The sequence below is a fragment of the Tissierella sp. genome, from assembly GCF_031460495.1.
Classification (GTDB): Bacteria; Bacillota; Clostridia; order Tissierellales; family Tissierellaceae; genus JAVKTS01.
This window is the reverse complement of the sequence record NZ_JAVKTS010000005.1, coordinates 63468-84374: the sequence shown is the minus strand read 5'-3', so window position 1 is coordinate 84374 and position 20907 is coordinate 63468. Positions and strand designations below refer to the sequence as shown.

General features: G+C 32.6%; 18 protein-coding genes and 2 tRNA genes. 4 read left to right on the top strand and 16 right to left on the bottom strand.

Translation table 11 applies throughout. The features are described 5' to 3' along the window. Window positions 1–163: 163 nt before the first annotated feature. The 7 genes from RIN63_RS12485 to RIN63_RS12455 form a co-directional block, all read right to left on the bottom strand. Window positions 164–733, bottom strand: coding sequence for an indolepyruvate oxidoreductase subunit beta (locus RIN63_RS12485; protein WP_310445067.1), 570 nt, complete (start codon window positions 731–733; stop codon window positions 164–166). Next, the gene (gene iorA, locus RIN63_RS12480; protein WP_310445065.1) at window positions 734–2509 is read right to left on the bottom strand and encodes an indolepyruvate ferredoxin oxidoreductase subunit alpha; all 1776 of its coding nucleotides are present in this window, start codon (window positions 2507–2509) and stop codon (window positions 734–736) included. Between the two features lie 86 nt (window positions 2510–2595). Next, window positions 2596–3504, bottom strand: a complete 909-nt coding sequence (locus RIN63_RS12475) for a nucleoside hydrolase (protein WP_310445064.1) — start codon at window positions 3502–3504, stop codon at window positions 2596–2598. A 44-nt stretch (window positions 3505–3548) separates the two neighbouring features. Next, window positions 3549–3890 (bottom strand): DUF1622 domain-containing protein, encoded by a 342-nt coding sequence (locus RIN63_RS12470; RefSeq protein WP_310445063.1) that lies wholly within the window; start codon window positions 3888–3890, stop codon window positions 3549–3551. A gap of 170 nt (window positions 3891–4060) precedes the next feature. Then, a complete protein-coding gene (locus RIN63_RS12465) occupies window positions 4061–5434 on the bottom strand; it encodes a solute carrier family 23 protein (protein ID WP_310445062.1) in 1374 nt (457 codons plus the stop codon). A 226-nt stretch (window positions 5435–5660) separates the two neighbouring features. Continuing rightward, window positions 5661–6881, bottom strand: a complete 1221-nt coding sequence (locus tag RIN63_RS12460; RefSeq protein WP_310445061.1) for a GGDEF domain-containing protein — start codon at window positions 6879–6881, stop codon at window positions 5661–5663. A gap of 137 nt (window positions 6882–7018) precedes the next feature. Beyond that, complete coding sequence (locus RIN63_RS12455) at window positions 7019–7330, bottom strand: winged helix-turn-helix transcriptional regulator (protein ID WP_310445060.1); 312 nt, start codon at window positions 7328–7330, stop codon at window positions 7019–7021. Between the two features lie 116 nt (window positions 7331–7446). Between RIN63_RS12455 and RIN63_RS12450 the strand changes: the two genes are divergently transcribed. Continuing rightward, window positions 7447–7881, top strand: a complete 435-nt coding sequence (locus tag RIN63_RS12450; protein WP_310445059.1) for a DNA starvation/stationary phase protection protein — start codon at window positions 7447–7449, stop codon at window positions 7879–7881. 38 nt (window positions 7882–7919) lie between these two features. Here the strand turns inward: RIN63_RS12450 and RIN63_RS12445 are convergent, their stop codons facing one another. The 5 genes from RIN63_RS12445 to RIN63_RS12425 form a co-directional block, all read right to left on the bottom strand. Further along, window positions 7920–10256: an FtsX-like permease family protein gene (locus RIN63_RS12445; protein ID WP_310445058.1), complete on the bottom strand. Its 2337-nt coding sequence runs from the start codon at window positions 10254–10256 to the stop codon at window positions 7920–7922. 1 nt (window position 10257) lies between these two features. Beyond that, the gene (locus tag RIN63_RS12440; RefSeq protein WP_310445057.1) at window positions 10258–11016 is read right to left on the bottom strand and encodes an ABC transporter ATP-binding protein; all 759 of its coding nucleotides are present in this window, start codon (window positions 11014–11016) and stop codon (window positions 10258–10260) included. Window positions 11017–11145: 129 nt separating this feature from the next. After that, a complete protein-coding gene (locus tag RIN63_RS12435; RefSeq protein WP_310445056.1) occupies window positions 11146–12411 on the bottom strand; it encodes a HAMP domain-containing sensor histidine kinase in 1266 nt (421 codons plus the stop codon). 12 nt (window positions 12412–12423) lie between these two features. After that, window positions 12424–13095, bottom strand: a complete 672-nt coding sequence (locus RIN63_RS12430) for a response regulator transcription factor (RefSeq protein ID WP_310445055.1) — start codon at window positions 13093–13095, stop codon at window positions 12424–12426. Window positions 13096–13184: 89 nt separating this feature from the next. After that, window positions 13185–15530 (bottom strand): stalk domain-containing protein, encoded by a 2346-nt coding sequence (locus RIN63_RS12425; RefSeq protein WP_310445054.1) that lies wholly within the window; start codon window positions 15528–15530, stop codon window positions 13185–13187. Window positions 15531–15753: 223 nt separating this feature from the next. Here RIN63_RS12425 and RIN63_RS12420 point away from each other — a divergent pair, with 223 nt between their 5' ends. Together RIN63_RS12420 and RIN63_RS12415 are read left to right on the top strand one after the other, a co-directional pair. After that, window positions 15754–16047, top strand: coding sequence for a metalloregulator ArsR/SmtB family transcription factor (locus RIN63_RS12420; protein ID WP_310445053.1), 294 nt, complete (start codon window positions 15754–15756; stop codon window positions 16045–16047). Between the two features lie 34 nt (window positions 16048–16081). After that, complete coding sequence (locus RIN63_RS12415; protein WP_399324871.1) at window positions 16082–17086, top strand: permease; 1005 nt, start codon at window positions 16082–16084, stop codon at window positions 17084–17086. A 53-nt stretch (window positions 17087–17139) separates the two neighbouring features. Here RIN63_RS12415 and RIN63_RS12410 read toward each other — a convergent pair. Beyond that, window positions 17140–17230, bottom strand: a tRNA-Ser gene (locus tag RIN63_RS12410). Window positions 17231–17411: 181 nt separating this feature from the next. On the opposite strand from RIN63_RS12410, the gene nhaC reads away from it, so the two are divergent. Continuing rightward, complete coding sequence (gene nhaC / locus RIN63_RS12405) at window positions 17412–18830, top strand: Na+/H+ antiporter NhaC (protein ID WP_310445052.1); 1419 nt, start codon at window positions 17412–17414, stop codon at window positions 18828–18830. 80 nt (window positions 18831–18910) lie between these two features. Here nhaC and tadA read toward each other — a convergent pair whose 3' ends face one another. From tadA to megL, 3 genes are all read right to left on the bottom strand, one after another. Next, a complete protein-coding gene (tadA, locus tag RIN63_RS12400; RefSeq protein ID WP_310445051.1) occupies window positions 18911–19363 on the bottom strand; it encodes a tRNA adenosine(34) deaminase TadA in 453 nt (150 codons plus the stop codon). Window positions 19364–19374: 11 nt separating this feature from the next. Beyond that, a tRNA-Arg gene (locus tag RIN63_RS12395) sits at window positions 19375–19451 on the bottom strand. 198 nt (window positions 19452–19649) lie between these two features. Continuing rightward, window positions 19650–20846, bottom strand: coding sequence for a methionine gamma-lyase (megL, locus tag RIN63_RS12390; RefSeq protein ID WP_310445050.1), 1197 nt, complete (start codon window positions 20844–20846; stop codon window positions 19650–19652). Between the last annotated feature and the right edge of the window lie 61 nt (window positions 20847–20907).

Sequence of the window (20907 nt, the reverse complement as noted above, 5' to 3'; positions counted from 1 at the left end):
TGATATTGTTTTTGAACTTTACTATGATTATCTCTGTTTTTCTAAAAATCTCTTTGTTTTTCTTTCATTTTCTATTTATTACAAAAACTTAATTAATTTTTATTCATAATATGCCATTTAAACATAAAAAAAAGGGATACTAGTAAAGTATCCCCAATCTTATTTAGACATTTATCCCTCTTTCAAAGGCTTTGATATTAACTTCATGTACTCTCTCTGGAAGGAATTTCATTATCTTACTCTTCCAATCTATGTTTTCTAATCCTAAAGCCTTGACTATAAGTCCAAGCATTACAATGTTTTGTGACCTTGGTTCCCCAAGTTCTTCAGCTATTACCCTTGCATTTATGGATATTACCTTTTCTATTTTATCTTTTAATTCTTCCATTATCCCATCAGGATATTTTTCAAGTCCTCCAAGGACTGGTAATGGATACATTTCTTCTTCATTAACTATTAAAGTTCCACCCTTCTTAAGCAATGGTACATATCTAGCTGCTTCAAGCTTCTCAAAGGATACCAATACATCTGCTTCACCTTTGTTAATAGTTGGAGAATATACCTTATCACCGAATATAATTTGAGTAGTTACACTACCGCCTCTTTGCGCCATTCCATGGATTTCTGACATTTTTACATCATAACCCTCTTCTAGAAGACCTTCTGATAATATCTTAGATACTAAAATCGTACCTTGACCTCCTACACCTACTAAAAGTAAAGATTTTGCCAATTAAATCACCTCTTCCCCAAAAGATTCTATAGCTTTAAATGGACATACTTGTAGACATACTGTACAGCCATTACACATTGAAGTATCCATGCTAACCACATTGTCCTTCATAGATATTGCTGGACAGCCTATTCTTAGACAAGTCTTACATTTTTTACATTTATCTTGATTTACTTGGCAATATAGATTTGCTCTTCTCTTTTGTACATCTTTAATAAGTGCACAAGGCTGCTTTGTAATGATTACAAATGGCTCAGTGGCTACTAGGGCATCATTAATTGCATTTGCATTCGCATCCATATCATATGGATCTATAACCCTTATATTTGATTCTTTTATTCCTATGGCTTTAACTAAGCCTTCTATATCTATTTGTGGTGCTTCTACTCCAGATAAACTCTTTCCTGTACCTGGGTTTTCCTGATGACCTGTCATTGCTGTAATTCTATTGTCCAAAATTACAACTACCATATTGCTCTTGTTATATACTGCATTAACTAATCCAGTCATACCAGAGTGGAAGAATGTCGAATCTCCTACTATTCCAAAGGTTTTCTTGCCTCTATCTGCCATTTGGTTAACCTTATCAAAACCAATACCTGCAGTTATTCCAGCACCCATACATATTACTGTATCTCCAGTAGCTAATGGTGGGGCAGAGCCTAAAGTATAGCATCCTATATCAGATGTAACTACAATTTTATTTTTATGTTTGGATAATGCATAGAATATACCTCTATGTGGACATCCTGCACATAATGCTGGTGGTCTTGATGGTACTTCTATATCTAACTTATATCCTTCTTCTACTTTTTCGCCTAATATTGCTTCTCTAATAATTTGTGGGTTTATCTCACCACAAACTGAGAATATTTCTTTACCGATACATTCTATTCCCATAGCTTTAATAAATTGTTCCATATAAGGTTCATTTTCTTCTATGATATATAACTTGTCCACACCTTCTGCAAACTCTCTAAATAATTTATCTGGTAATGGCCAGCTAAAACCTACTTTTAAATATGAAACTGTATCTCCAAATACTTCCTTTGCATGAAGATATGCAGCCCCAGATGTTATAATTCCTATTTTTCTGTCATTCCATTCTATTTTATTCAATGGACTATTATTAGAATATTCCATAAGCCTTGGAATTCTAGTTTCTTCCATTTCCAAATGTTTAGTCTTAGCATTTGCTGGTGTCATTATGTATTTCTTAGGATTCTTCACATATTCTTTAATTCCAACTTCTACTCTACTACCTAATTCTACAGTACCCTTACTATGGCAAACTCTTGTAGTTACTTTAAATAATACAGGAGTATCAAATTCTTCTGATATTTCAAAGGCATGTTTTATAAAATCCTTGCATTCTTGACTATCAGATGGTTCTACCATGGCTACCTTTGCATGAGGTGCAAACAATCTATTATCTTGTTCATTTTGAGAACTATGCATACCTGGTTCATCAGCTGTAATAACAACTAATCCACCATTTACTCCTTCATATGCAATAGTGAACAATGGATCTGCTGCAACATTTAATCCAACATGTTTCATGGCTACTAATGCCCTAGCACCAGCTATGGAAGCCCCTGCTCCAACTTCAAGAGCTACTTTCTCATTAGTGGACCATTCTGAATAGATTTCTTCGTATTGTGAGATGTTTTCAAGAATTTCAGTGCTTGGCGTACCTGGATATGCAGACGCAACTAAACACCCGGCTTCATAGGTTCCTCTTGCAATTGCTTCGTTACCTGTTAAAAGCTTTTTCATCAAATCCCTCCTACTTTTTATGTATTTATAATATTATATCAAATCTTATGCAAATTGTACTAATTATTTTGATTTTAAGTAAAACTTTAACAAATCAAAGATTTAAACCAGTGTATAAAAGCATCAACATCTATATCAACTGCAATATCTATATTTTTCTCTTCATCACTTATATTACGATAATCAAATAATAGCATACCTAGATTTTGCTTATTATTTGTTTCTATGGATGTCTTGAACTTCTTCTTCTTTACAATATCAGGCAATACCATAACAGCCAGTGCAACAAGGTCATGTACTTCTATTGCATTTTCTCCGCATATACATTCTCTATTGTGTATTGATTGAAGAAGCTGACCAATTAAATTACTATGAAGACTATTGAAAAATTGAAAATAACTAATATCTTCAAAAGATAAGAATGCCTTTTTTGTCACATCAAGGCCCACCATAGTAAGAGGTATACCTGATTCGAATACTATTTCTGCTGCATGAGGGTCAATATACATATTAAATTCTGCCGATGGTGTAATATTACCTTGCCTAGTTGTCCCACCCATAAAAGTTATGGATTTAATCATAGATTTTAGTTCTGGATATTTAATTATAGCCTGTGAAATGTTTGTCATGGGTGCCAATGCAAGAATCTCCAGATCCCCATTATACTTCTTTGCTTGTTCATAAATATAATCACTTACATCTATATCTAAAAATTCCCTGGTTGATTCCTCTAATACCACTTCACCTAAACCAGTCTTTTTCTTTGATAATCTTCGTTCCCTTATTAGGGGATTGCCTGCTCCTATAACTACAGGTAATTCCCAGGAGATGGTATCTAATAGATTTAAAGCATTTCTACTTGTATTTTCTATACAAGCATTGCCTGCTACAGTTGTGATTCCTATAATATTTATATCTTGTATTTTTTCAGCAGCAATAATTGCTATAGAGTCATCTAACCCCGGATCACAATCTATTATAATAGGTCTATCCATACTCATCCCCCCCAGCTATAAGCTCTTTTAAGAATCTTTAATCTTTAATGTTCATGTCCATGTTCAGCACTTGCTGCCTTCAATTCCCAATGTAGTACAAAAGTAAGTACTACTCGAAGTATGGCAACTGATGCTAAAATAATAAATTCGTCTAATGTTCTTACCACTACCGTTTTTATTATTTCTGCTGCTAATTTAAATTCTAAACTCAATGACATAGCCTTAGCAAAATCAATTGACACATCTTGTTTATTAATACTTACAAAGTTCTTAACAAACCTATAAACTCCCCTAATTGCTCCTATTACAATTATAAATACTCCGATAGCTTCTAAGGAAGCCGTAATATAAGGTATTATCACTTCCAAAAAATGTTCAATTATCACTTAGCTCTCTCCTCTTTAGTAAAATGTTGCCACTGGGGGGAATTCTCACACCCTGCATATTATATTTTAACATAAAACCATCAATAGTGTTAGTACATAATTTACTTATTAAATGATAATATTAGACATAAATTAAGGATAGTAGACTCTACTATCCCTTAACTTGACAATTAGTTTATTTGCTTTTTACTTTTAAGAGAAAGCAGTAGATTTAAAATAATCCCAACCACAGCAGCTGTGGCTATTGCTGGAAATTCTTGACCGAATAGTGGAATCATGCTATTAGGGTAGTTAAATGTGCCACCTAGTCCAATTATTAGTATCACTGCTATAACTGCAAGATTTTTTGATTCAAACATATCTACTTTTTTATCAATCATAATTGTTATACCTTGTGCTCCTATAACACCGAATAAATATATTGAAAGTCCACCTATTACTGATGTTGGTATGGAGTAAATTATGTTAATTAGTGGAGTGAAACAAGCAATAATCATAGTAATTACAGCTGCTAACATTAATACTGGTACTGAGAAATTCTTTGATAATGCCATTGCACTAATATTCTCTCCATAATTTGTACCTGCTGGTCCACCTATTAGGCCTGAAACTATATCACCAATACCATCACCTATTAGGTTTAAGCCAAGCTTGTCCTCTATTTTATATTCCTTGTTTGAGCCCTTCTTTTTAGCTACGTCATTTACGTAAATATCTAATTGATATATATGTGCCGTTGATTCAGGTATTGTTGCTATTGCTATGGGCATTATTGCTGCTACAGCTGCCCAACTTGCCTTAGGGAAGGTGAATATTGGCAAATTAAATACTGAAGCTGATTCTATGGTAGTAAATGTAACAAAGGGAATATCCGTAATAGATCCTATAACTAAGGCTACCGCGTATCCTGTAAAAAGTCCAAATAATATTGGAAATTGGCTAAGCTTACCCTTTAAATATACAGAGTATAGAATAGTGGACAATAATGTAACTATTGATATTATCCATGCCATATTTGTTGCAAATACCTTCTGTGATTCTGCTACAATGGCTGGTATACTTGATGCATTTGATAATGCGTTTGCTGATAAAGATAATCCTATTATCATGGCAATACTACCAGTTACAGTAGGTGGTAGTACTCTATCTATTGCATCTTTACCTGCTTTGTTAATGATGAAGCCTGCAATTATTGAAACAAATCCAGACATTACAATACCGAATTGAGCTATTGAAATTTTATCATTTAATGAATATCCTGCGAAAGCTTCAGCACTCATAATCGATGCTATTGCAGCTATATATGAAAAACTTGATCCATAATACAAGGGAATTTTCTTACCTGTTATAAAAATAAATGCAAGAGTTGCTAGACCACTAGCAAAAATTGTTGTAGAAACATGAAATCCTGTTATAAGAGCAACTAGAACTGTTGCTGGAAACATAACTACTATTTGTTGTAATGCAAATAGAATTAATTCAAGTACGGGGGGACGCTCATCAGGTAAATACCCGATTACTTCATTGTTTTTTAAATTAGCCATAAATAATTCCTCCTAATTTTAATTAGTTCTTTATTTGGCTGCATATACCCAAAAAAATAATCTTGCCTTCGCAAGATTTTACATACTAAAAGTAGCTTTACAAAAGTAAATCATCCTTCAAGCATCTATGGTATCTTACTGGTATCTCTGCACCAATTTAAAGATTTATCTTATCCATTATGCCATAAAAGTATTACTTTGTAAATAACTTTTATATAAAAACAATTTATTTACTAACCATATTTCTTCCTTTTTTCTTTGCACGATACAAAGCTTTATCTGCAGATTTTAATACATCCTCAGGAACTTTATCTTTCTCATTCTTTTGAGATACCCCAATGCTCACTGTTATCTTAACTTGTTTTCCAGATTTGGAGCTTTTGCTTTTATTTTTAGGCTTGTTCTTTGGTCTATTTTTACTCCTTACTATAAAACCTCTTTTTTCAATCTTCTCTCTAAGTTCTTCAATATGTGGAAGAACTTCTTTTATGCCTCTACCTGAAAATAATATGGTAAATTCTTCTCCACCATAGCGATAAGATCTTCCTCCACCATTTACATCTCTTATAATTGAAGCAACTAGTCGTAAAACTTCATCTCCTATATCATGTCCATAAGTATCGTTAAATTTCTTAAAATGATCAATATCCAGCATAGCAATAGAATAATTAACCCCTAATTTCATCATATCCTGCTTAAGGGCCCTACGGGAAGGAAGTCCTGTAAGCTCATCAGTAAATGCCATATAGTAAGAATCTTGTATTATTGAAATTATAAGGATAATTCCTGATATTGTAAAAAATATTGAATAAATCATTGGATTATTGCTATATATCATATAAAATAATGCTCCCAGTACTGCTATAAAAGAAACTTCCTGTGAGTTATTTTTCATAGCTTGTCTAATAACTAGTATTATAAAAGTTATTAAAAACAAGAATATTGATATTTGAGATATTTGGTTTAATGAGTCTTCATTCACAAGTATTATTCTTCCATTGATCAAATTAGAAATATTTATTTCTCCTGAATATATTAGCCAAAGTGCAAAAAATAACTGTGAAATAATAAATACTATACGAATAATTCCCCACAAACTCAATATTCCTCTTTCCTTTAAAAAAGCAAATATAGCAATATTCATAGGGATTGCTAAAGAAATTATTGCATAAATATGACTAACCTCTACAGTTGTAGTAAGAGGACTTTGTATATAATCAATGGATATTAAACATAGGCTAAGGACTATTATGACAAAAAACTCTCTACTACGATTGAATTTAAAAGCGATAGCCAATCCCACAATGAATATACCATATGGAGAAAACCTTATAATGTCTAGTTGAGCTTCAGACATTGTATTAGTCTTTGTAAAAAAAACATATGCAAATATGATTAAAGCAAATGGTAGAAATAAAGAAAAAATACTTTTAAATCTAGTCTTCATCTTAGATAATTCCTTTCATAAAATTCTCATTTGTTATTCATTTCCTTATATACCATTATATTTCAATACTAAGACTAAAGTAAAGATGTCAAAAGTCTCATCTAAATAATACATAGGGACAATCTCTCTGTGTTGTTTTATATATATTTTTGCTCAAAGTATTTACTCTCTAAATCTTCTAAGTGATAAAAAATATGAACTAAATCCTTACCAAAACTTTTCAAAGAGTAATAACTATCACTTCCAGAGTTTATTTTCTCTACTACATTTCTATCTAATAATATAGCTAATTTCCTATTTAGCTCTGTATGACTCATATATGGAATACTAGTTAATATATCACTATATCGCTTATTTCCAAGATGAATAGACTTTAAAATCTCTGGTATCCATCTTAATTTAATTAAATCCTGTACTATTTCAAATCCACTAGAAATTTTACTTTTCATAATATCACATCCTTACGAACAAATTTGTGCCTTTTTGTTAATACTATTTTATCATATAATTAACTTAAAGAGAGATACTAATTTATAATTAGTTAAAATTTATAGGAGGGATTATTTTGAAACATATAGATTTATTACAAAAGTATTTATCAAATTTAGCTGTATTAAATATTAAATTCCACAATATTCACTGGAATGTAGTAGGTACTCAATTCGTTCAAGTTCATGAGTTTACTGAAGGACTATATGACAAATTGTTTGGAAACTTAGATGAAGTTGCTGAATTATTAAAAATGAAAAATATAATGCCTTTATCAACTATGGCTGAATACCTGGAAAAATCTGATATTGAAGAAATCAAAGCAAAAGACTTTTCAATTAAGGAATCTCTAGAAATAGTTAAAAAAGATTTAGAATCTATGAAAACATTAGCAACTGAAATCAGAAATACAGCTGATGAAGAAGGAGACTTTGAAACTGTAGCTATATTTGAAGACTATGTAGCTGATTATAGCAAGAATATATGGTTTATTAATTCTATATTAAAATAAGCAATGACACAGAGGACTGTCCTCTGTGTCATTTGTCATTACTCGCTTATTAATTCATATGCTGATATCTTACGAATACTATAGGTAATAAGCATTGATGTAAGATAGGATACAATTACAATTGCAATACTAAAAGAGATGGTCCATAATTTATTAACAATGAAGTTTGGCTTCATAACACTCATTGCCTTCATTCCTATTGACATAACTCCATTTCCCTGAGTCATTCCACCTATGGTTCCTATGATTACCCCCATGATTATGGGCGGCATAAAACCTATTGATATCTGGTTCATAAGTTGTAATGTTGTAAAACCAAGAGCTTTTTGTATCCCTAATTCCCTTTTTCTTCGTATAATAGCTGAACTAATAATAAGATATAGAACAAAGATGACTATTGCTATTGTTATAACTAAAATTGCAAATCCAACCTTTGAAACAATGGTAATATAAACTCCCATACCTTGTTCCATGCTTTCATCTACATCTATTAATGTCATAGCAAGATCTCCATATGAATCTTTAAGCTTATTAATAAACTCAACAGTATTTACATCTTTATTTAAATAAATCTGAAGATTTTCCTGTTTAAAATTGGGATTTAGTTTAATTATACCGTCATATCTCATAGTCACCTTCAGTGGTCCCATATTCATTCCTTGAGATAAACCTGTAACCATAAACTCCTCTTCCCTATTATCAAATCCTAGTATAACAGTATCACCAATGTTTTTTTCAAGCTTTTCTGCCAATTCCCCGGAAAGAACTACTTCATTACTATGAATAGGATATCTGCCCTCATAAACTGAATTAGTTTCCTTCTTAGAATAATCATCCATAACAGCAGCAGCAGTGGTATTATTATTTATTTTTACAATAGTCTGGTCTAAAAATTGAACTTTCCTTACATCTTTTAAGCTTTCAATATCCTTTACCATTTTTTCATTATTAGTATTGTGATCCAATACTACAATAACATTTGAAAGCTCAACTCCTGGCACCTCACTAAATGCCTTAGTATTTATTACTGAATTGTAAAACATCATTACTGCAAATGTGCTAGCAAAGGATACAGCTGTAAGTATAACTACTATCATTAAGCTTTGCTTTATATTTTGAAATATTGACTTAAAGGCAAGATTCGTATTTAAATTACCCTTTGATCTATCAAGGGGAAAATAACTTTTAGTGAAATTATGAGTTATTATACCACCTCTTAAGGCCACTATAGGATGAAGTCTACGAATACGAAGAGCGCTAATTAAAGTAACTATTACTACTGACAATAAGACCACACTCAAAGCCACACTACTGATTATGCTGTCAAAACCTTGCACCCAAAACAATCCCGATTGACTTTCAAAAATCTTAGAGTATACAGGAATCGTAATATAGGATATACCTATTCCTGCTACACTACCAAGCAATGCAATTAGAAGAAATTGTAAGGCAATAGTGTATATAATTTGTTTGCTAGTATAACCTATGGCCTTTAATGAGCCTATTTTAGTCATATCCTCTTCTATATTATTGCTGATTTTAAATCTAATAACAATCAAGCAAACAATTGCTATAATAACAGAAAAAGCTACTATCATTACTGCTATCATACCTGCCATCATTGTGCGAATATTCTTCACCAGTGATAAATCCATGCTTTGAACTGATGATGTGGTTAATTTATCCTGGTCAATTAACTCTCTAATTCCTGTCTCAAGTGACTTTTCACTATCAACAAGATTAGTAAAAACAACCATTCCCTTATATTTATTACCTAATATATCCCTTACATTTTCATAGGTTTCATGGGGCATATAAAGTCCTAAAATGCCTATATCTAGTGAGCTGAAGAATACATCTTCTATAAATCCTTTTATTGTAAAGGTAATCGTTGTATCCTCAATTTTCATTTCAAGTTTATCATCTAACTTATATCCACCATCAACCTTTAATACATAAGGAACATAGATTGACATAGAATCTGTTGGCAAATGGTCGCCTACTAATTCCCATCTAGATAGATTTCTTTCTGCATCTTTATCATATAAAACAAATACCTTTTCACTTACACTGTCATTATAAGGAATAGTTCCCCAAGCATATAAAGAATCTACTTTTTCCATTTCACTAACATTAGAGTTGTCTTTTATATATTGATCTATCTTTTCATTGTATAGGTTCATTCCTACAATATAATAGGCATCTGAAGTATTAAGATTTTTAGCAACCTTCTCAAAATAGTTTCCAAAGTTAATAAATACTAGTAGACCTGCATTTAACAAAAATCCCGCGACTAAAAACATTATGAAAAGTGATATAGCCTGCCCTTTAGATTTTCGGATATTTGCAAAACTTAACATAAATATTTTCTTCATATTACCACCCCATTTCAGTTAGGAAATTTTGGAGTTTAGTATGCCTATCTAAATCATCGCTTCTATACTTTCCTAAATCACAAACCCCATGAATAACGCCGTCACGCATATATAAAATCCTGTTTCCCCTTATTGCAGATTTCAAATCGTGGGTAACCATAATAACACTTTGTCCCTTCTGATTTACCTCAGTAAGCAGATCAAGAACTGATTTTCCTGCAGCTGAATTAAGGGAACCTGTAGGTTCATCCGCAAAGACCACCTTTGGTTGATTAATCAATGCACGGACGATTGCAGCTCGTTGAACCTCTCCTCCTGACAGTTGTGTAGGAAATTTCCTCCATATGCTTTCATCAAGGCCAACTTGTGTGAGATAATCCTTTGCCCTTGCTGTAATTTTCTTTCTGTCCTTACTTAGAAGCAAGCCACTGACAAGGATGTTGTCTAATATACTCATATTATCCAAAAGAAACATTTGCTGAAAAACAAATCCACAATTGCCTCTCCTAAAAACTGCCAGCTTATCATTGGATAACTTAGTAATTTCTTTATCGTAGAACTTTATGGAACCTAATGTTGGTTTATCCATACCTGATAATGCATATAGAAGGGTAGATTTTCCTGCCCCTGATGACCCCATTATAATAGTAAAATCTCCTTCAAATATTTCAATATCTAGGTTCTTTAGTACATGCTGCTGAATTCCTCCGTTTGAAAATGTCTTGCAAAGCTTATTAGTTGATACGATTACATTTTCCATTTATATCCCCCTATAAAATAAGACTATTAAAGATAAGCTACATTTAAAGCAATTTATCTTTTACAGCCTTATTATATACTATGATTTCTTAACAGGTCTTTAACCATTTCTTAACCAATTCTTAAATTTTTAAGAAAGTTTTAATTTCATAATTAAAGCAAATCCCTGAGCTAGAGCTTTATATTCAATATCACCCTGCATTTTATTCATCAGATACTTTGAAATATATAGTCCCAGTCCTGTGCCGCTTTTGCCTGTGGAATTTTGTCCACGATAGAATTTATTGAATAGAAGGGCTACATCCTCAGAAGATACACCAAGACCATAATCTCTAAATTCAAGCTCAAGATATTGTCCTATTATATTTCCCTTTACACTAATAGATGTATCTGCATACTTATATGAATTGCTTATTATATTATCAACAACTTGTGAAATTCGAAGTTTATCTGCAAAAATAATGCATTCAGGAATAGGAGATATTATGACTCTATTATTATAATCAGCATTTTTTACTAAATCATATAATTCTGTACTCCATATTTCTTTTGCCATAACCTTTAGTTCCTGCAATTCTTCTAGGGTGGCATTGAAAATATTATTTATAAGTGCATTTATCTGGTCTGCCTTTGAATTAATAATACTCAATTGCCTTTTGTCATTTTCACTATTGGATTTTACTATCATAATTTCAGAAACAGCCTTTATTGATGCAACAGGAGTCTTTATATCATGGCTCAAGGATGCTACCATCTCCTTTTTGCCTTGGTTAGCCTTTCTTTCATTTTCCTTTGCTCTAGCCAGTTCCTCCCTCATTAGATCAAAGCTTTCTGTAAAAGCACCAAAGATATTACCTTCATCCATCTGGAGAGGCATATCCAATTCACCTGCTGCTACATGACGGGCAAAGGCTTGAAGTCTACGAAATGGTTTGAAAATAATTCGATCTATATATATAGCATATGTGAGACAAAACAAAATAAGCAATATTACTATTAATAGAGAGCTAACAAGCAAATTACTTCTATGCCTATTCCATAATTCATTTGTGTTATTGTAAATAATTAGCTTACCTAATAGTTCTCCATCAATGGAAATATCAATTATTGTGTCCCTATTATTGATAGCAGAGTTTATATCTTCGTTAAGCCCTTCTCTTGTTGCTCCAAGAAAGCTACCACTCTTATCTAGAACAACATAGTCTATTCCATATTGTAAGCCGGGTAAAGGTGATTCCTCAAGCTTGTCCCAACCCTTAGCTAAAGATTGAGTAATATCATTTACAGCAACGGTGTCAATCTTAATATCTTTGTTAGTGGCAAAAAGACAAAGTATTATACTAATGCCAATTATAAAAAAGGTAATTGTTAAAATACTTAATTTTTTGATATTCATTTTAAACAACTCCTACTCTGTTTCAAATACATAGCCTGTCCCCCACAAGGTTTTAATGTACTGTGGCTCATTAGGGTTTTCTTCTATCTTTTCACGAAGTCTTCTAATATGAACATTTAATGTTCCATCGCTGGTAATTCCATCTCCCCAAACCCTTTGAAACAATTCTTCTTTTGAAATAGTTCGATTTCTGTTTTGGACTAAATAAGAGAGAAGTCTGTATTCCATAGACTTTAGTTTGATTTCCTTATTTTCATTCATAAGTTTTTCCATAGTAAAGTCTATTTTGAAACTTCCGAAACAGAATACTTCCTCTTGTCCTCCATATCGTTTCAATACAGCCTTGACTTTAGCCAAAAGAACATTAAGTGAGTAGGGTTTTTGAATATAATCATCTCCACCTACATTAAGACCAAGGAGTACATCATCATCACTTGTTCTTGCACTAATGAAAAGAATAGGTATATTTGTTGAGTTTCTTAACTTCTTGCATATTTCAAATCCCGAGGATTCTCCTAAGTTGATATCTAAAAGTATTAAATCGGTTTTGTTTTCCATTAAAAAATCAAAGCAATCCTTTTCATTTGAGACCCAAAAAGTTTTCACTCCAAAGATATTAAAATATTCACAGGTACTTTCGGATAAGGCTTCCTCATCATCAACTATTAGACAATTATATTTCACAGCAATCACCTCAATTAAAGCTTACCACAAACTGGAAATCATAACAATAAAAAAGCACACAGAGGGGCAGTCCCTCTATGTGCTTTTTATTAGTATGAAAATAACTGTGTTCCATAATATTTATATTGGGAATTTTCATTATAATAAACTCCGATACCAATATATTGGGGTAAATTATATAGCATATTATTTCTATGCCCAATGGAATTTAAAAATTGTTTAAATTGATTAAATCCATCATCACTACCAGCTACTATATTTTCCGCACAAGCAAAATATCTTCCATTATTATCATTATACCTATCCGGAAATCTTCTACCATCTAAAGCAACATGAGCAAAATAACCGTTTTCAGCCATATCCTTACTATGTTCTCTTGCAGTTTTCTGTGCAATATCATCAATCTTTAACGGATTTAGACCATTGTACACTCTAAAAGCATTTAGGCAGTCTACTTGTTGAAGTTCAATATAAGAAGAACGGTCATTATTGTCAAGAACAGGCCCCCATAGACCTCCAGCATTTACATCTGAAATCATTATGCCATATAAAATATTTCCATTAATCTCATCTATATAATATTTATTCAGTTGAGATTTTGATAAACTTTCTTCAGGGCTTCCATATTTTATTACATCATTCACAACAAAATTTGTATGACTAGTATAAATGGAAGCAACTTTATCTTTAAAGATTCCAATCATAATAAATTTAGAATAATCATCATTATATACATACCAGTCTAATCTAGTAACCTTTTCATCTATTCGATTTGGCTTACCTAGCTTTTGAATTACAGTATCAACACTATCACCTAATTCTATATAAAAATCCCCTATGGTAATTCCAAGATTATTTGAATCAGTGTTTTTTTGACCTTCTCCACTATTTACAATTTCTATATCTTGTGAAGATTCCCCAATATTGCTTTTTACAGTCACAGTTCTTGTAGCTTTGTTCCAAGTTACATCAGCCCCTGTTGCTTCTCCTATAAACCGAACAGGTACCAATGTACTGTTATTTATAATTTGAGGTGCCACATCAAGAGTTGTTTTAATTACCTTATTGTTTTCTTTTTCAACTACTGCATTGCTACTACCTATTTCTAGTTTTATAATTATATCATCCTTCAATGCAACAATTCCTTTAGTCTCTTTATTCCACTCAACTGCCATCCCTAGAGCTTCAAAGATAGGACGCAATGGAACTAGAACTCTACCCTCTTTAATTATTGGATTTTGAGTAAACTCTACCTTTTTACCATTTACATTAACTATAATTTCTGTTTGTGCCGATTCATTTGTTTGAATCTTTGTTTCTCCATTTATAATGCTCTTTACCGGAATATTACTATTAGATCTTTTACCATTTCCAATCTGTCCAAATGAGTTATTTCCAAAGCCCCAAAGAGTTCCATCCTTATCAATAACTAATGTATAGTACATACCAGCATCTACATATGCTACATCTGCCATTACTTCCACTGGTTTATTTCGGTTAGTTGTTGTACCATCTCCTAGTTGCCCTTGCAAATTATCTCCAAAACTCCATAATGTTCCATCAGACTTAATAACCATTGTGTGGTTAAAACCAGCATCTACATATGCTACATTTGTCATCACTTGGACTGGTTTATTTTGGCTAGATGTTGTACCATCCCCTAATTGTCCATAGGAATTATTTCCAAAAGCCCATAAGCTACCATCATTTTTTAGGACCATTGTAAAGCTACCGCCAGCAGATACTGATTTAACATTTGACATAATATTCATAGAAATATCAAAACAATAATCCATTGGTCCATTACCTATTTCACCTGAGGAATCATTTCCCCACCCCCATAAGGTGTCATCATTTTTAATAATCATTGTATGATTATTACCAGTTGATACTTCTCGAACATCTGTCATTATTTGAATAGGAGTATTGCGAGCTATGGTTGTCCCATCACCAAGCTTGCCTCCAAAGTTATTCCCCCAACCCCATAGTGTTCCATCATCTTTTATAGCCATTGTAAAATTAAGACCTGTTGCTACTTTACTAACATTATCCATAACTTTTACAGGACTATGACGATTTATTGTGGTGCTATCACCAATTGCTCCTTTTGAATTATCTCCCCAGCCCCATAAGCTTCCATCATTCTTTATGGCCATTGTATGAGTCATACTTGCCATAACTTCTGATATATCAGTCATTATATATATTGGATTATCACTATAATTGACAATAGTCTTATCACCAAGCTGACCTTCATAATTACCACCAAAACCCCATAGACTACCATCACTTTTAATAGCCATTGAATGATTATTACCAGCAGCTACTTTTATTACCTTTAAGCTTTCCTGATCCATAGCTCCTGCTATGTTTAAATTCATGTTCATAAATATCAGTGTAATAGCTATAACTATTACTACCAGTCTCTTCTTCATACTTATCCCTCCAATAATAGACATTACATATAATCTACAGGTTCAATTCTACTGGATCTGTTTGTTAAATTATCTGTTTCTATATAGAATATCATAAAATGGTAGAATACTCCATATTTGGCACAACAATATTAACAACATATTGATATCTATCTATGTGTGTTATATTATTAGATATAGATAGATATCAATGTATTAAAGGTATTTATAGGAGGTGGAAATATTGGTTAAGGATTATAATAAATATGCCTTGTTTTTAAAAGCACTAGGTGACGAAACGAGAATGAAGATATTTGATATGCTCTCTAATGGAGAATTATGTGCTTGTAATCTCTTGGAAAAATTTAACATCACACAACCTACCCTTTCATATCATATGAAAATCTTATGCGAATCAGGTCTTGTCAATGGCAGAAAAGATGGAATATGGATGAAGTATACAATAAATAAGGATAGCTTGGAACTATTGAGAAATTTATTCAATGATATTAGTTCCAGTCTTGTAAAACCTCATTAATTAATAAAAAAACATATTAAAGGATTTGATATATATGATTATATTAAAATGGTTAAATGCCCAATTACTTAAAATGGAATGGCTCTTTGAACTAGTTAGACTCTTAGTTGAAAACATCTTTGGACTAAGTATGGAAAGTCGATTAGGCAATAGTATTCACTTCTTTATCTATGATGTAATAAAAATATTTATCTTGCTCTCTGTCTTAATATTTGGTATTTCCTATATCCAGTCTTTTTTCCCACCAGAGAGAACTAGAAAGATCCTAGGCAGATTTAATGGTATTACAGCCAATATACTATCTGCTTTGCTTGGTACAGTAACACCTTTTTGCTCCTGCTCCTCAATTCCACTTTTTATTGGATTTACCAGTGCAGGACTACCAATAGGAACTACTTTTTCATTTTTAATTTCTTCACCCTTAGTTGATTTGGCATCAATTATTTTGCTGGCTAGTATATTTAACTGGAAAATAGCTCTAGCGTATGTGGTAGTTGGTGTAATACTTGCAGTTGCTGGAGGAACCATAATTAGCAAATTGAAGTTAGAGAAATATGTTGAGCCTTTTGTCTTTAACAATCCAGTTCTTGATATGGAGCAGGAAAAATTGACTGTTAAAGATAGGATTAATTTTTCAAAAGACCAGGTCCTAGATATTATTAAAAAGGTATGGTTATACATCCTTATAGGTGTTGGAATAGGTGCAGCTATTCACAACTATATTCCTGAATCCTTTATTTCAGCCATACTTGGTCGTGATAAATGGTATTCAGTTTTAATAGCTACTTTTGTAGGTATACCTATGTATGCAGATATATTTGGTACTTTACCTATTGCAGAAGCTTTAGTAATGAAGGGAGTAGGATTAGGAACAGCATTATCATTTATGATGGGAGTAACAGCACTTTCCCTTCCTTCAATTATTATGCTTTCAAAGGTTGTTAAGAAAAAACTCTTAGTTGTTTTTGTTGGTGTAGTGTCATTGGGTATACTTATCATAGGCTATACTTTTAATATATTTGGATATTTATTTATGTAAAAAAGGCTTTAGACAAATTAACTTGTCTAAAGCCTTTTTAATTATATTATATTTGGCGGAGAGAGAGGGATTTGAACCCCCGGCACAGCGTAACTGCGCAATGGTTTTCGAGACCACCACCATCAGCCTCTCGGACATCTCTCCATGATTATACTCAAATATTATATCATAGTAGCCTTCAAATTAATAGATAGCAAAAAATGAGGCTTTTCCCAAAAAGGAATAAAATTATTAAATTGTACGAATACTTTAGATACATTGACAATACAATATCTTTTTTTATAATCAAATAGGGTTTTAGACACTAAGGAGGAGATTTACAAAGATGAAAGAAAAAAAGATAGCCCGGAAGCCATATTTATGGGAGGCTCTAATATCATTCGGATTTTTAATTGCAGTCATGGCAACTAGCATTATTAAATATGGCGCTGATCCACATATACCCATGCTAATAGGTACATTTTTTGCTGTAATTATTGCACTAAAGATTGGGTTCACCTGGAGTGAAATTGAGAAATCAATGTTTGATGGTATTTATCAAGCATTACAAGCAGTAATAATATTATCCATTATTGGTATTCTTATTGGCTTGTGGCTAATCTCTGGTGTTGTGCCCAGTATGATATATTATGGATTAGCAATATTAAAACCTGGTATTTTCCTAGTTGCAACTGTTCTAATTTGTTCTGTAACATCCTTAGCCACAGGTACTAGTTGGGGTACAGCAGGTACAATTGGTATTGCACTGATGGGTATTTCTACAGGATTAGGTATTCCAGCTCCAGTAGCTGCAGGAGCAATTATTTCCGGTGCATACTTTGGAGATAAAATGTCTCCTTTATCTGATACAACTAACTTAGCACCAGCAGTTTCAGGTACTGATGTATTTACACATGTTAAAGGTATGATACCTACTACATTAGTTTCTTACACTATTACTTTAATTATATTCTTGATAATGGGTTTTAATTATGCAAATAGCAATACGGATGTTTCCTCTATTAATGCAATAAGGGAAGGAATTGCAGCTAATTTTAATATCTCTCCAATATTATTGCTACCACCATTATCTGTTATCGTTGCCATGGCATTAAAAATGCCTGCTATCCCCGGTATAACAGTGGGAATTGTCTTAGGCGGTATACTTGGAGCTATAATGCAGGGAGTTGATTTAGGAAGTTTGTTATCTGCAGCTTATGGTGGTTATGAGTCTCAAACAGGAATACAATTAATAGATGAGCTTCTATCAGCTGGTGGCTTGATGGGTATGATGTATTCTATCTCCCTTACAATAATAGCCATGATGTTTGGTGGTATTATGGAAAAGACTGGACAATTAGAGGTTATAGTACATGCAATATTGAAAAAAGTCAAATCTGTAGGCGGATTAGTTGCAACTACAATACTTACATGTATATTTAGTAATATTACTATGCCGGAGCAATATATAGCAATAGTTGTTCCTGGCAGAATGTATGCAAGGGCATATAGAGAAAAAGGCCTTCATCCTAAACTATTATCTAATACACTTGAAGGAGCTGGTACGGTTACTTCTGCATTGGTGCCATGGAATACTTGCGGTGCTTTCCTATATGGGGTATTAGGTGTAACAGCATGGGAATATGCAAGATATGCATTCTTTAATTATTTAACACCTTTGATTATTGTAATTTTTGCTTTTACAGGTCTATTTATATATAAAATTAAAGATGATCCTACTACTGTAATAGGTTTTGAAGAATAAAAAACTCCCTCTGGGAGTTTCTTATTTAAATGTAAAATTTATAACTAAATCAAAATTTTAGTAAAGCTGTTCTAAGTAAACTATTTGTTTTTCCTAAGCTCTTTAAAAAAATCTGAAATTATACTGCTGCATTCATCTTCTAATACTCCAAATTCCACTTCTAATCTATGGTTAAATTTAGGATGATTAGTTAAATCCTCTACAGTACCGCAACAACCTCTCTTAGGGTCTCTTGTACCTATGACTAGTCTATCTATCCTAGAATTGACTATGGCTCCAGCACACATGGCACAAGGCTCTAGAGTCACATACATGGTACAGTCCATAAGCCTCCAAGCGTCAAGATACTTACTTGCTTCTTTTATGGCAAGTATTTCTGCATGGGCTGTTGGATCTTTCGTGGTTTCCCTTTTATTATATCCTCTGCCTATTATCTCTCCATTATAAACAATAATAGCACCTACGGGAACCTCGTAGATGCTAGTTGCTTTTGTTGCTTCTTCTAAAGCTTTTCTCATATAAAAAATATCCATTAGTATCACCTTGGTGTACTGGAGAGGAATCGAACCCCCGGCCTACGCCTTAGGAGGGCGTCGCTCTATCCTACTGAGCTACCAGTACATAGTTTACTCATATATTTTATACTATTTCTATGTAGATGTCAAAGGGATATTTTCCTAAAAAGCAGAAAACATCCCAAATAACCATATTTTATAATACTTTAATATCTATTTACTTTATCAGAAAAATTCAGTTACTATTAATGCGAACTTATTTAAACTTATTACTTGTGTCTCTCAGATATAGGCGCCTTTTCTTCTATAGGTTATTTAATGCCATATCTAAATCATTTATGATATCTTCAACATCCTCTAGTCCTACTGATAATCTAACTAAGCCCTCTTTTATATCACATGCTAATCTTTCTTCTTCTGTATATGGTGAGTGTGTCATGGATGCTGGATGTTGAATTAAAGTCTCTGTATCACCTAGACTAACTGCCAAGGTACAAAGTTTAACTGTATTCATCAATTTCTTACCCGCTTCTATTCCACCCTTTACTTCAAATGCAATCATAGCTCCTGGTAATTTCATTTGTTTTTTTGCTAATTCATATTGAGGGAAACTCTTTAATCCAGGGAAGGAAACATTGTCTACTGCTGGATGAGCTTCTAAAAACTCTGCTACCTTTTGAGCATTTGCACAGTGCTTTTCCATTCTAAGATCTAATGTTTTCATTCCTCTATTAATTAAAAATGCATCAAAAGGACTAAGTACAGAGCCTGTTAAATCTTTTATTCCAACTAATCTAACTTGATCAATGAACTCCTTGGTTCCAACAGCAAATCCAGCTATAACATCTCCATGTCCATTTAAGTACTTTGTAGCTGAATGCACTACAACATCTGCACCTAAGTCAAGAGGTCTTTGTAAATATGGTGTACAATAAGTATTATCAACTACAACTATACAATCTTCCTTTTCATGGGCTATTTTAGAAATAGCTTCTATATCTGAAATATTCATGTTAGGATTTGCAGGAGTTTCTAAGTATATGACTTTAGTATTTTCTCTCATGGCATTTTTTATGTTTTCAGGATTAGATGTATCTACAAAGGTTACATCTATATTGAACCTTGATAGACCATGATTAAAAAATGCAAAGGTACATCCATATAAAGTTTTAGCTGCTATCATATGGTCTCCAGCACTTAAAGCTGTCCAAATAACTGAAGTTATAGCTCCCATACCTGAACCCATGGAGACACAAGCCTCAGCATTTTCCAAGGCAGTCAGCTTTTCTTCTACCTGAGTATTAGTTGGGTTTCCTAATCTAGAATAAATGTATCCATCTTCTTCCAGTGCAAATCTTCTACCACCTTGCTCTGCATTATCAAATATAAATGTAGATGTTTGAAAAATAGGTGTAGCTAATGCTCCAAATTCATTTTTTTGATACCCTGCATGGACTGCCTTTGTTGAAAACTTCATATTCCTCAGTTCTTCCTTATTCATTATAATCCCCCTCTAAAATATTATAATAGAAAAAAACCTAGCTCTAAACCCCCGACAATAT